The sequence below is a fragment of the Pseudomonas sp. BT-42-2 genome (assembly GCF_025847435.2).
Lineage (GTDB): Bacteria > Pseudomonadota > Gammaproteobacteria > Pseudomonadales > Pseudomonadaceae > Aquipseudomonas > Aquipseudomonas urmiensis.
Genome location: NZ_JAOYTM010000011.1, coordinates 200,059 through 212,941 on the forward strand (window position 1 = coordinate 200,059; position 12,883 = coordinate 212,941).

At 61.3% G+C, this 12,883-nt stretch carries 9 protein-coding genes; all 9 read right to left on the reverse strand.

The window, feature by feature from the left end; genetic code table 11:
- Positions 1-276: 276 nt before the first annotated feature.
- The 9 genes from OIU19_RS14290 to OIU19_RS14330 all read right to left on the reverse strand — a co-directional run bounded on the left by OIU19_RS14290 (position 277) and on the right by OIU19_RS14330 (position 12,797).
- A complete protein-coding gene (locus OIU19_RS14290) occupies positions 277-4,494 on the reverse strand; it encodes a neuraminidase-like domain-containing protein (protein ID WP_372353314.1) in 4,218 nt (1,405 codons plus the stop codon).
- 235 nt (positions 4,495-4,729) lie between these two features.
- Positions 4,730-6,136, reverse strand: a complete 1,407-nt coding sequence (gene cycA, locus OIU19_RS14295; RefSeq protein ID WP_264235535.1) for a D-serine/D-alanine/glycine transporter — start codon at positions 6,134-6,136, stop codon at positions 4,730-4,732.
- 165 nt (positions 6,137-6,301) lie between these two features.
- On the reverse strand, positions 6,302-7,666 hold the full coding sequence (locus OIU19_RS14300; protein ID WP_264235536.1) for a PepSY domain-containing protein: 1,365 nt from the start codon (positions 7,664-7,666) through the stop codon (positions 6,302-6,304).
- A 57-nt stretch (positions 7,667-7,723) separates the two neighbouring features.
- Positions 7,724-9,790 carry a TonB-dependent copper receptor gene (locus OIU19_RS14305; RefSeq protein WP_264235537.1) on the reverse strand — a complete coding sequence of 689 codons (2,067 nt, stop codon included), beginning with the start codon at positions 9,788-9,790 and terminating at the stop codon, positions 7,724-7,726.
- Positions 9,791-9,856: 66 nt separating this feature from the next.
- On the reverse strand, positions 9,857-10,294 hold the full coding sequence (locus tag OIU19_RS14310) for a DUF2946 domain-containing protein (RefSeq protein WP_264235538.1): 438 nt from the start codon (positions 10,292-10,294) through the stop codon (positions 9,857-9,859).
- A 19-nt stretch (positions 10,295-10,313) separates the two neighbouring features.
- A complete protein-coding gene (locus tag OIU19_RS14315) occupies positions 10,314-10,796 on the reverse strand; it encodes a copper chaperone PCu(A)C (protein WP_264235539.1) in 483 nt (160 codons plus the stop codon).
- 49 nt (positions 10,797-10,845) lie between these two features.
- Complete coding sequence (locus tag OIU19_RS14320) at positions 10,846-11,235, reverse strand: DUF2946 domain-containing protein (RefSeq protein ID WP_264235540.1); 390 nt, start codon at positions 11,233-11,235, stop codon at positions 10,846-10,848.
- Between the two features lie 246 nt (positions 11,236-11,481).
- Complete coding sequence (locus tag OIU19_RS14325; RefSeq protein ID WP_264235541.1) at positions 11,482-12,333, reverse strand: SPFH domain-containing protein; 852 nt, start codon at positions 12,331-12,333, stop codon at positions 11,482-11,484.
- Positions 12,334-12,359: 26 nt separating this feature from the next.
- Positions 12,360-12,797, reverse strand: a complete 438-nt coding sequence (locus OIU19_RS14330) for an NfeD family protein (protein WP_264235543.1) — start codon at positions 12,795-12,797, stop codon at positions 12,360-12,362.
- Positions 12,798-12,883 lie beyond the last annotated feature (86 nt).

Sequence of the window (12,883 nt, forward strand, 5' to 3'; positions counted from 1 at the left end):
GTTGTTCGTTGGAAATGATAGAAATATGCCAGCTTTCGTCGCCTTGAGTGTAGTCTATTATTCTGTAAGTAACGTGTTTTTTAACGCGCTTAGCGTAAGTTTCGAAATATTCAATGTCTTCCTTATCGTCGGGACGATATCGGGGGGTAATTGATATTTTGAATTCATTGCAGTCATCACTGCTTACTGTGAGTGAGGTGTGGAGCCTAATATCTAAGCCTTCGTATTTGCCGGAGTGGTTTCTGGTCTCGGTAAGCTTGTTATCTTTGAAAAGTTCTATTTTATATTGCGGATAGAAGCGCTAGGTCCTGATTTTGGTGGGAGGAAGTCGTCTGGTATGCCGATTATATCAACATTTATACTGCTCTTTGCAGGTGAAGAGAATTTTGCCGTAATTACACCGCTTTTATAGTTGATCTGTTTTAGTTTTGTCGGGGTGCCGTCGTATGGGTGCTGGATTGTTTTATTGTTCGGGTAAGAGAAAAGTAGCGATTTAGTGATGGTCTTGGCGAGGTCATCATTTGTATTTTTGTTCTCTAGCAGAAGAAGATCTCGTGATTCAATGTAGTAGTCGATGTTTCGGGTAAGATCTTCTTTTTTGCTGTCTTTGATGATTTTGCTGGCAGTGTCATATAGCAGCGCCGTCAGCCACAGCTCTTTTGTCTCGGTTTCCTGGACCACTACTATCAAGGCGGGCTTGAAATTGAAGTCTTTTGCATAGGCCGTATTCCAGACGCCGTCTTTGTAACCATCCAGGCAGAACAGTTCATTCAGGGTACTCCAACTGCCATCGCTCTGTTGGAATGCGAAGTTCACCGACAGCTTGCGCGTATTAAGCAAGGTCTTATTGGGTGCTGTGCCATCCGGTAGGTCGGTGCTGCCACGTTCCACCCAGAACACATAACGGCGGCCGGCAATCACCACCGGGCGGACGGCGTCGTGAAGCTTGCCGTCGAATGTGCTTTGGGCAATCTCGCCCGTGGCCGCCAGGTCGATTTTCTCCCACTCGCTCCACGCCAGCGGGCTGAGCCGGTTCTGATCGTCACGCAGGCTGATATCAAGTGTGCGCCAGTAGTACTCATGCGGTGTGGTATTGGTCTTGGCGATCAGGTGATAGGTGTCCTGTTTGGGGTCATGCCCATCCAGGTAACCGCTGATCACTTGCAGGTTGCTGACCCGCTCGAACTTGGCCAGGTAGCTGCAGATGGCCGTGTGCAGCAGCGAGGTATCCATCTTGCCCTGGTTGAGGGCCACTTCCAGTTCCTGGAACGCCACGCTCTTGTTCGGCCGGTTGGCATAGTAGATGAGGTTGGCAGGGTGGTTGTCGCGGTCGATCAGGCGTTTCCAGGTACCGTATTGCCCCAGCCCGTTTTGCCAGGCGGCCTGAGCCTCGCCGGAGGGGCCGCTGTCGCCGTACCCCGGCTCAAGCCGGGCAAACAACCGCGAAAGGTAATGCTGCAGGCTGCCGATGGCCTGGTTGAGGGTTGTGGTAGTCACCTCGCCGCTGACCTGGATATCGCTCAAACAGTAGGTCGACAGGTCGTCGAAGGAGGCCACCCTGGGTTTTGTCTCCGGTTCAGGCGGTGCCCAGTGCCCGATCAGGTAGCCGGCCAGTGCGTCGCGCCAGTGTCCGCGCATCTGCTTGTCGACCACTTCCCGTAGTGCGTCATCGGCGCTGGCCATCAGCAGTTGGCTGGCACCTTCGAACTCGCGGTACGGCGAGTGCTCGTTGAGTTCGCTGAGACTCAGCAGCGAACCGCAGGCCAGGCCGGTTTTTTCGGTTAGCCGTTTCAGCCTCAGGATAGAGTCGATATCGCTGATCGTGTTAGGCACACAAGGCGTGCCAACCAGGCGATTGACCGTCCCAGGCCGCTCAGCCAGTGTTTCCATGGCGATCGGGTAATAATGCATGGTTGCAGTTGTTTTATAAGATTCCCAACGCTTTTTCCACGCATCAGGTTTGTACCCTGCGGCATATTGCGCCTGCGTGACCAGTAGTGGCCCTGGGTTGTGTTCGAGGAATACAATCAGTTTCTCCACAAAACCTCGAAGCCCTTTATCGGCATAGTTGTCCCGAACGTAGCGAACGACAAAATGATTTAGAGCTGACGCAATCCCGTGTCTTTCGTAGGAAGCCCGTTCCACCTCTGAGAGTGTTTGCAGAAAGTCGTCAAAGCTCGGCTTGCTCTCCTCAACCGTCTCCATCGCCATGATGCATGGGCAGGCCGCTTCCACTTCACTTGCATCCCAACCCAACAACCTGCCTAAAGCTTCGGCAGCGTGGGCAACCTTTTCTGGCTCGGTCGCGTGGCGGTGGTTGGAGAGATAGGTGATGGCGTCACGCTCATCGGCGCCATTGGCCCTGCACACCTCGACCCACTCGCGGAAGCGGCTAAGTTGATAGCACAGGTCGAGGTTAATGGCTGCGTCTGGCGTATTTTCCAAGTCGAACCATTCGGGGTTGTCGCGCAGCGCCCGGAGCACGCCTGGGCTCACACGCAGCAGTTTAACGAGCACGCAGCGGCGTGCGAGTTTGAACCATAGCTGGCGCGCGGCTGACAGGGCTTCAGCATTGGCCTTGGATTTGGCCTCGCTCTCGGTTTTGCCGCCTGGGCTGATGACCAGGTTGGCGGCTTTCAGCACTGCTTCCGCAGTGGTACCGGACCAGCCCAGCAGTGGCGGGACATGCTGCAGGCTCAGGCCGGGCTGATCCCGCTGGTTGCCAAAAACGATCATCAACAAGGTGCCAGCCATGTCTTGCTGTTGGCTTTCAGTGGCCTCGGGCTGTAAAACATCTTCGATAAATTCCCGTTGCCCCTTAAGAGCAGTCAGCAGCGCGTTGCCCAGCATCACCTCCGTGGTGGGCGCTGGTTGCAACACTTCCAGCAAAACGCTGGGCAGGATTTGCTGTTGACGCAGCCATTGGTCAAGGTTGCTCAACGCGACGAGGGTGTCGAGCACATCGCAAGCACCGGTGGTATCGCTGATCAGCGGCGTACCTGCCAACTGGGCAAGCACGTCGGTGCCCGTCGTCGCCAGCAGGGCAGCCAGTGCGTTCGCCTCGCGGGCGGATCGCTGGAACAGGCGATGCAACCGGCTGAGGCGATACAGCGCAGAGAGTAGCGACAGCGAGACCGTGAGCGTCTCCAGCCCTTGTGCCTGCTTGACCTGCGCCAGGTACACCTGTGTCGCCTGCTCATTCACGCCCAAGGCTTTGGCCAGTGCGGGCAGGACCTTGAACTGGCCGTCCTTGCCATCGGCGGGGTCGAATGCGCGATCGTCGATGATCAGGGGGTTGAGCGGGTCGAGCTGCCCGGCACCGGGGCCATCGAGTACCCGGTCGAGCATTGGCACCTGCTCGCCAATGGCATACGGGTTGACTTCACACACCAGGGCGGCGAACTGCTCGGTGCTGATGCCGTAAGCTTCGTTCAGGTAGCGGAAAACCCCCAACGCACGAATGCTCGCGGGTGACAGGTGCCAGCTCGTGAACTGCCCTTCGGCACGCAGGATCGATGTCACCAGCAGGTCGACATCGTGGAATGGCAGCGCCAGCGCCCGCTGCAGGTGGATCATCTGGTACATGCGCGACAACGCATTGTAATCGAGCTTGTCAAACTGCGGTTTGATACCCGCTCCGGCCAAGGCATCTTTGATCGTCACTGGCGTATTTCGACGCGCATTGATGTACGCCGCGCCGTAATGGAAATTTTTCAGTTTTGGCTCGCCGGTGGGACGGTAGGCATTGGACGCGCGCACCAGGCTGTAACTGGCGGTGGCATTGTCATCAATGCCTTCCACGGCCAGCATTTCCAGTATTTGCTCGAAGCTCAGCCCGGTGCGGCGCCCGAATGTCTCGACATCAAGCAACGAAGCAATCGCCTCTTTGGCGTCGACAGCGGCCATGCCATACCACTTGCGCCAGTCATTGCCAGTCTGGTGCAGGGGTTTTTCGTCCAGCAGCAGCGCTTGCAGGGCTGGGCTGAAACCGCTGGCGTTGCGCATGACCTGGCGCAGTTCATCGCTGCGCAACCCCTCGTAGCAGAAGCTGGGGTAGCTGTACTGCGTCTTTTGCAGCAGTTCGAAGAGCGGGATCTTCTTGTACGAGAGCACGGCCTTGGCTTGCTCGTGGGCATAGTTGAACGGCAGGCATGCATGCAGGCCGGCGCCCGCCAGGACCTCGGGCAAGTAAGCTGTTGCACCGGCATGTTCCTGGGCATGATGTGTGAGGGCGCGAATGGCCAGGGTCAATGCGCTGACGGGTTGTTCCAGGGTAGTGGGGTCGAGCAGCAGCCTGCCGATGTCCGGGCGCCGCATGGCGAGCGTCAGGCGCGTTGTATCCGTGCTGGCCTCTTCCAACGCCTGGGCCTTCTGGTACAGCGCATGCAGGTAAGCGATGGGGCCGTTGTTCGATTCAGGCGCATCGGGGCTGCAGGGGTTGGCCAATTGTTCGGGGAATAGTTTGGCGTAGGTGTTGGCGGATTGTTCGGTCATGCGGACATGCTCCCTGTCGTATGAGGATCGCCATGGCGATACGTCGCGGTCTGGGAACATTTAGAGGGCAGGGTGGGGGGGGGCACAACTGGCAAAAATATCAGGTCGGCGCCTGAGTAGAAGCTGAAAGTTGATGTGGCGGGGGGCGGCGGGTATGAAGATTTCGCTTTGCCCGCCGGGCGCTTTACCAGCCCGCGCGAGCGCTGCGAAGGGCTGCAAAGCAGCCCAGATGAATTCAGCCGTTACGCACAGCGGTGCGGGGATGGCGTTTGCTGCGCACACCCTGATAAGTGACTGCCAGCAGCACGAACCAGATCGGCGTCACCAGCAGCGCCGAGCGGGTGTCCGCCTCCAGGCTCAGCAACACTAGGATGAAGGCGAAGAACGCCAGGCACACGAAGCACATGAAGCGACCGCCCGGCATCTTGTAGGTCGATGCCTGGTGCAGCGCCGCACGGGTTTTGCGGTACTTCAGGTACGACAGCAGGATCAGCGTCCAGACGAACATGAACAGCACCGCCGACACCGTGGTGACCAGGGTGAACGCCTCGACCACATTCGGCACCAGGTAGATCAGCACAGCGCCCAGCAGCAGGCAGGTGCACGAAAAGTACAGGCCGTTGGCCGGAACGGCGCGGCGCGACAGCTTCTCGAAGGCGCGGGGCGCATCGCCTTCCTGGGCCAGGCCGAACAGCATGCGGCTGGTGGAGAACACGCCGCTGTTGGCTGAAGAGGCCGCCGAGGTCAGCACTACGAAGTTGATGATGCTCGCCGCTGCCGGTAGGCCAGCCAGCACGAACAACTCAACGAATGGGCTCTTGCCCGGCACCACGTCGCGCCATGGCGTGACGGCCATGATCGCGATCAGCGCCAGCACGTAGAACACGATGATGCGAATCGGGATCGAGTTGATCGCCCGTGGCAGGGTGCGTTGCGGATCCTTGGCTTCGGCGGCAGTGGTGCCGACCAGCTCGATGCCGACGAAGGCGAACACGGCGATCTGGAAGCCGGCGAAGAAGCCCATCAGGCCATGCGGGAACATCCCGCCGTCGTTCCATAGGTTGGCCAGTTGCGCGGTGCGCCCGCTGGGCGATTCGAAGCCGGTGATGACCATGTACAGGCCAGTGGCGACCAGGCCGAGAATGGCGACGATCTTGATCATGGCGAACCAGAACTCAAGCTCGCCGAACATCTTCACGGTGACCAGGTTCAACGACAGCAGCAGCGCCACGCAGGTCAGCGCCGGTATCCACTGGGGCAGGTCAGGAAACCAGAACTGTGAATAGGCGGCGATGGCGACGACGTCGGCGATACCCGTGACCACCCAGCAAAACCAGTAGGTCCAGCCGGTGAAGTAGCCGGCCCAAGGCCCGAGCAGGTCGGCCGAGAAGTCGATGAAGGATTTGTAGTTGAGGTTCGACAGCAGCAGCTCGCCCATCGCCCGCATGACGAAGAACAGCATGAAGCCGATGATCATGTAGACAAAGATGATCGACGGGCCGGCGAGGCTGATGGTCTTGCCCGAGCCCATGAACAGGCCGGTGCCGATCGCGCCGCCGATGGCGATCAATTGGATGTGGCGGTTGGTCAGGTTGCGTTGCAGGTGCTGGTCATCAGCAGGCGTGGAGGAGGTCCGGGTCATTGGCTGCATTCCATTGAGGGTCAGTCTTTTTGTGCGAGCCGAGTAGGCTAACACGCGCGTCCCAATTCGGGGCGCGACAGATCGACACGACATCTGTGCTGTTTTTGTCCTCATCGCGGGGGCGTGGGAGCGGGCGTGCCCCGCGATGAGGCCATCAGTTCGGAATCAGGCCCGAGCCATCACCCTGCGCCGCACCACCAGGCTATCGACCACCCACATCACCAGCATCGACACCCCCACCAGCGGGAACGCCACACCCAGCACCAGCATCACTACCGTTGCCGTCTTCCAGCGCGGCAGGTCATGACGCAACGGCGGCACCCCCAGCCGCCCCGTTGGCCGGCGTTTCCACCACATCACCAGGCCACTGACCGAGCCCAGCAAAATCATCAGGCATACCAGCAAAATGATGATCTGGTTCAGCGCCCCGAACATCTTGCCCTCATGCAACATCACCCCAAGCTCGGTAGCCCGGGCGACTGGGCTGTAGTCCTGCCAGCGCACATCCGCCAGCACCTTGCCGGTGTACTGGTCGACATGCAGGGTGGCGTCGTTACGCGGATCATCAGCGAACACCGCCAGGGTGAACACACCATCGGCAGTGGTCGGCAGGGTAATGCTGTAGCCAGGCTCGACCTGGCGATGGGTGGCGATGTCCTCAACGTGCTGCAGGCTGACCTGCGGCGCGGCCGGGGCGCTCGACATCATGTGATGGCCAGCATGTTCGGCATGCGCGCCGGACTGCGGCATGGGCGTGTTCTCCATCGCCCAAGGCACGGTCTGGCGATGCGCCTGGTTGAGCACGCGGGCTTGTTGGTCAGACGTGGGCACGTCATTCCACATGGCCGCCGGGAAGCGATTCCACAAATCGGCATACTGCTTGCCCCACAGGCCGGTCCAGGTCATGCCGCTGAGCAGCATCAACAGCAGCAGCGCCGAGCCCCAGAAGCCACTGACCGCATGCAGGTCGCGCCACAGCACCCGGCCGCGGGCAGACAGGCGTGGCCACAGCACACCGGCACTGTTGCGCCCGCGCGACCACCACAGGTACAGCCCCGACACGACCAGGACGATGCCCCAGCCAGCCGCCAGCTCCACCAGGCGATCGCCCACGGTGCCGACCATCAGCTCGCCGTGCAGGGCGCGGGCCACGGCTTGCAGGTTCTGCTTGGCGTCTTGCTCACCGAGCACCTTGGCGCTGTATGGGTCGACGAACACGTTCAGTTCGCGGCCGCCGTCATGCACCACGAACTGCGCGCTACGCTCGGCGTTGAGCGGGGGCAGGTATTGGGCCACATGCCCCTGCGGGTAGGCCTGGTGCACCTGGCTGAGCAGGGTGTCGGCGTCCTGGCGGTGATGACCGGCCTCGACCACCATCAGCTCGCGGTACATCAGCGGGTCGAGCTGTGGCTTGAACAGGTAGATGATCCCGGTGATCGCCAGCAGGATCATGAATGGCGCGACGAACAGCCCGGCGTAGAAATGCCAGCGCCAGGCCAAGTTATAGAAGGAAATGCGTGGTCCGCTCATGGAACCTCCCATCGGCAAGGTGAAAGGGCGCGTCCGTAGCCGCGCCCATAGTTGTTGTCAGAAGCTGATATCGACCTTGGTCCAGAAGGTCCGGCCTGGTTCGCTAACCGGCTGTGGATCGCTGGCCGGATAGCCGAACCCGGCGTTCCCGGCCAGGTTCAAGTGCTCGGCGTAGGCTTTGTCGAACAGGTTGTCGACGCCCGCGCTGAGCTTGAGGTTGTTGTTCACCTTGTAGGCACCATTGAGCGAGAACACCCCAAAGCCTGCGCTTTTTTCGTAGTCCTTGCCGACCACGTTGCCTTGGTTTTCGGCGATGCGATTTTGCGCCGCCACCAGTCGCCACAACGCCCCGGTGCTCCACTTGTCCTGGCTGTAGGTCAGGCCCAGGCGGCTTTCCAGGGGCGGCATCTGTGGCAGCGCTTTGCCATCACTGCTGTTCTTGCCCCAAGCGTAGGACAGGGTCGCGTCGGCTTTCCAGTTTTCCGACAGCTTGTAGGCTGCGCCAAGTTCGCCGCCCATGATCCGAGCGTCGATGTTCTGCGCCTGGGAGGTGCTCATGCCCATCATGCCGGTGCGGTAGTCGAACAGGATGTAGTCGCGGATCTGCCCGACATAGCCCGAGGCCCAGGCCTCCATGCGCTCGTCGCGGTACTGGATACCGAAATCGAGTTGGGTGGTCTTCTCTGGCTTGATGCCGTCAAAGGCATTGGCTGCGCCGGCCGGGCCTTGCTTAGGCGAGAACAGCTCCCAGTAATCGGGGAAGCGCTGGGCATGGCCGAGGCCGATGTAAGTGGTTGCAGAGAGCGCCGCCAGATCATGCTCATAACGCACGAAACCGCTGGGCAGGGTATCGGCGCGGGTAGCGCCGCCGGTGGCGCTGGTCTGGCGGAAATCGCGGGCAGAGGCGCGGTCCAGGCGTGCACCGGTAATCAGGCGGTCAGCACCTGTGGCGTACCAGGTCAGTTCGCTGAACAGCCCATAGTTATGGAAGTCGGCATCCTTGGTCCATGACTGGCCCTTGTGCGCATCGACGCCCATGCCGCCGCGCTTGCGGTGCTCGTTGGTCTGCGCATCGATACCGCTGATCAACTGCACATCGGCCCAGCGCCAAGTGGCCTTGATCCGCGCGCCCAGGGTGCGACGGTCGACGTTGCTGACCATCGGCATGCCCATCATGCCGCTGCCTGACGGTGTGCGCAGGCTGTAGTTGTCCATCACGTGGTCGGCGTAGTTGTAGTAGACCTGCGCCTCGATCTTGTCGAGCACCTCGCCGAGGTTGGATTTCTCGAAACGCAAGCCAAGGCTTTCGCGCTTGAACTGCGAGCCGTCCATGCCACGTCCGGCGTAGCGCGCTTCGCCATCGCCCTTGCCGGCGGTGAGTTCAAGCAGGGTGTCGGCGTCCGGAGTCCAGCCGAGGGTGACGTCACCGTTCCACTTGTCCCAGCGCGAGGGCACGCTGTCGCCGTTGCCGTCTTGATAGTCGTCGGAGCGCGACTGGTTGCCGACAAAGCGCGCATAGGCCTGGCTGTTGCCGGCAGCTGCGTCGAGGACTTTGTCGAAGCGGCCGTTGGAGCCGGCCAGCAGGCTGGCGTTGACCCGGCTGCCGAGCGTGCCGAAGCGTTCCGGCTCGCGTTCGAAGAGGATGGTCCCCGCCGAACCGCCCGGCCCCCAGATCACGCTTTGCGGGCCTTTGATCACGGTCAGGCGGTCGTAGGTTTCCGGCGAAATGTAGGAGGTCGGGGCGTCCATCCGGTTGGGGCAGGCGCCGAGCATCACGCCGCCATTGGTGAGGATGTTCAGGCGCGAGCCGAACATGCCGCGCAACACCGGATCGCCATTGGTGCCACCGGAGCGAATCGCCGAGAAGCCCGGGATGGTCTTCAGGTAATCGGCGCCGTCGCTGGCCGGTACTGGCTGGCGTGGGTCCTTGGGGTTGGTGACGATGGTCAGCGGCGAGCTGGGCGCGACAGCGGTGATTACCGTCGGGCTGAGCTCGGCAGAATCGTGCTCATGGCCCTCGTGGCCGGGCTCGGCCGCTAGCGCCAAGGGGGCCAGCAGCGAGCCGCAGAGCACGGCGATGGTCCCGCGCAGGGACAGGGCAAATACAGGGGTGCAGCCGGACATAATGATTCCAGTCGATCAGTCATGAGTGGGCGCGAAGCCTCCTGGCTCCGTGCGGTCAATAGGTGTTCAGACGTCGATCGACAAGAAGGGCGGGGCGCGGCTGCGCGCACCAGGGAAGACGGCCTGGCCGGCGTGGCCCTGGCGGGTAAACGCATGCAGGGGTGGGGCGGGTGGGGTACTACTGGCGTTGAGCGGGCTGAAGGTCTGCGGCAGGGCTGGGCAGTTGAACAGCAGGCTGCAATAGCCGCACTTTTCCCACAGTGCGTGTAGCTCGCCATTGCTGCCATGGCCAGGGTGCCCGGCGTCGGCATGGCTGTGGCCGGCGGACATGCTCATGTCCATCGGCATGGTCATACCGGCGTGGTGATCCATCGGCATCGACTGGGAAACCAGTGGGCCGATGAAGATCATCCACATGGCGAACAGGCTCAGCCAGCCGCCACCGGCGCGCCTGCGATCAGGGCGGGTGGTACGGCGGGTGGGTCGTTCGCGCAGCACGCTCATGGCGAGTGCCTGTCAGCGATCAGTGCGCGTGCTGGTGCTCTGGCTGGTCGGTCGGTGGTTGTTTCTGCACCGCGACCTGCACGGTGATGTCACCGGCCTTTTCGAAGTGCAAGGTCAGCGGGAAGCGCTTGCCGTCGCTTAGCAGGCTGCGGTCTTTAGGCTGCATGAGCATCACGTGGTAGGCGCTGGGGGCGAATACCAAGTCCTGGCCTGCGGGGATCGCCACGCTGGACACCTGCTGCATTTTCATCAGGCCTTCGGCGGTCTTGGCGTGCTCGTGCAGTTGCGCGTCATCGCTGATCGGGCTGGCCACGCTGAGCAGGCGATCCTCCTGCTTGCCGTTGTTGTGCACGACGAAATAGGCCGCCACGTTGGGCGCGTTGGGCGGCAGTTCCAGCGACCACGGGTGGGCAATGTGCAGGTCGCCCTGGGTGTATTCATGGGCGTTGGCGAAGGTGCCGGGCAACAGCAGGGCGGCCAGGACGAGGGCTTGCTTGAGCATGGAATGAGATCTCCGATCTGTGCAGGTTCAGGGCGATAGCGTCGAGAACTCAGGCCAGCGGAGAGGCACGCGGGTTTAACGCCGGCCAGAGCTGGCGAGGCGTAGGTTGATAGCGGGCGAGGTTGGGTAGTTGGCCAATGCTCAGGTGCGCCGGGCTGTGCAACTGTGGCGGCTGGCCGGGTAGGGCCAGTAGCGGCGCTGCGCCCGAGCAGCACCAGCAGTGCTGCATGTTGGCGTGCGCGTCGCCTTGATCGCCGAGATCGATCTTGGCCAGGGCCTTTACATCGAGCTTGGCTTTGGCGCCCATGCTGGAACAGAAAGCCCCCCACAGCAGCTGCTCGGCCGCGCTCTTGGGCACGGCCGATGACAGCGGCATGGCCAGCAGATTGAACAGCACTGCAAGGCAGGCTATCCAGGCGATGTGCCGACGTGGGGGCATGGAGAGATCCGGTCAGGAATCGTGGTGGGTATTGTACGGCGGAGTATAGGTAAAAATGCTGGGGTGCGGTGAAGTGCCGCAGGTATGAGATGAGTGTTGCCGTATCGGCAGGCCCGATACCTTCCAGCGGGTGTCGTTTGCTTGGGGGCCGCAGCGCGGCCCTTCGCGGGTAAACCCGCTCCCACAGGTATCGCGTTGATCTTGCGCTCGATGCTATGCCTGTAGGAGCCGAGTTGTCGGGGGGCCTTAGGCCTTGCGCCCAAGCAACCCGCGCACGGTCTCTTGCAGATCCGCAGGCAACACCACAACCTTGGCGTTGTCGCTGCCGGCCAGGTTCTCCATCGCGCCAATGTAGCGTTCACCGAGCAGGTACATGGCCGGGGTAGTTTCCGTCCCCACTGCGTCGCGTACCAGCGAAATCGCCCGCGCCGACGCTTCTGCCAGGTTGATCTGCGCCTCGGCATCCAGCTTGGCCGATTGCAGGCGGGCTTCGGCTTCCAGAATCGCCGCCTGCTTGGCGCCTTCGGCACGGGTTACATCGGCTTTACGCTCACGCTCGGCAGCCGCCTGGCGCTCCATGGCCATCTGCATGTTCTCGGACGGCTTGATGTCCTGGATCTCTACCGAGCGTACGGTCACGCCCCAGTCTTCGGTTTGTTCGGACATCGCCTCGCGCAGGCGTGCCTTGATCTGCTCGCGGCTGGACAATGCTTCGTCCAAATCCATCGCGCCGACGATGGCCCGCAGCGAAGTCATGGTCAGACTGGTCACGGCGAAGGAGAAATTCTGCACGCCGTAGGAGGCTTTTTGCGGGTCGACCACCTTGGCGAAGCACAGGGCGTTGGCGACGATCACCGCGTTGTCCTTGGTGATGATTTCCTGCTGCTGCACATCGAGGATGATGTCTTTGGTCGGCAGGCGGTAGGCGACCACGTCCATGTACGGAATGACGATATTCAGGCCGGGCTTGAGGGTGCTGTGGTAACGCCCCAGGCGCTCGACGATCCACTCCTCGCCCTGAGGCACGATGCGCACCCCTTTGAACACGGTGATGAGAACGAACACCGCGAGGGTGCCGACGACGATAAGACTGCTCATGCTACGAACTTCCTTTTAGTACGGATTCAGGCCCGGCTGACCCGGGCGGTGTTGCCTTCGATGGCGGTCAGGCGCACGCGCTCGCCAGCGGCGATGTCGCTGTCAGCGATGCAGGTCCATTCTTCATTGCCGAGGATCGGCTTCTGGAAACGCACTCGGCCTTTCTGGAACTCAGAGACACTGGCGGTGAGCAAGCCGACTTCACCAAGCACGCTGTCGGCGGTCCAGCGCACATCGGCCTTCTTGCGCCGGAATAGCTTGAACCACAGAACGGTGGTGACAGAGGAAAACAGCACCCACAGCAGCACCTGCATATCCAGCTGCAGGTCTGGCGCGAGCAGGGCAATCAGCGACACCAGTACGGCACCGATGCCGAACCAGAGGATGAAGAACGTGGGCAGGACCAGTTCGAGTAGGATCAGGGACACGCCGAAGACGAGCCAGATCCACCATTGCATTTCCATATGGGTGGGCCTTCCAGGAGAGGAGGGCGGAGTTTACGGCAGATTGCAGGCACAAGGCCATCTGCTTGTACGGTATGAGGGGGCTG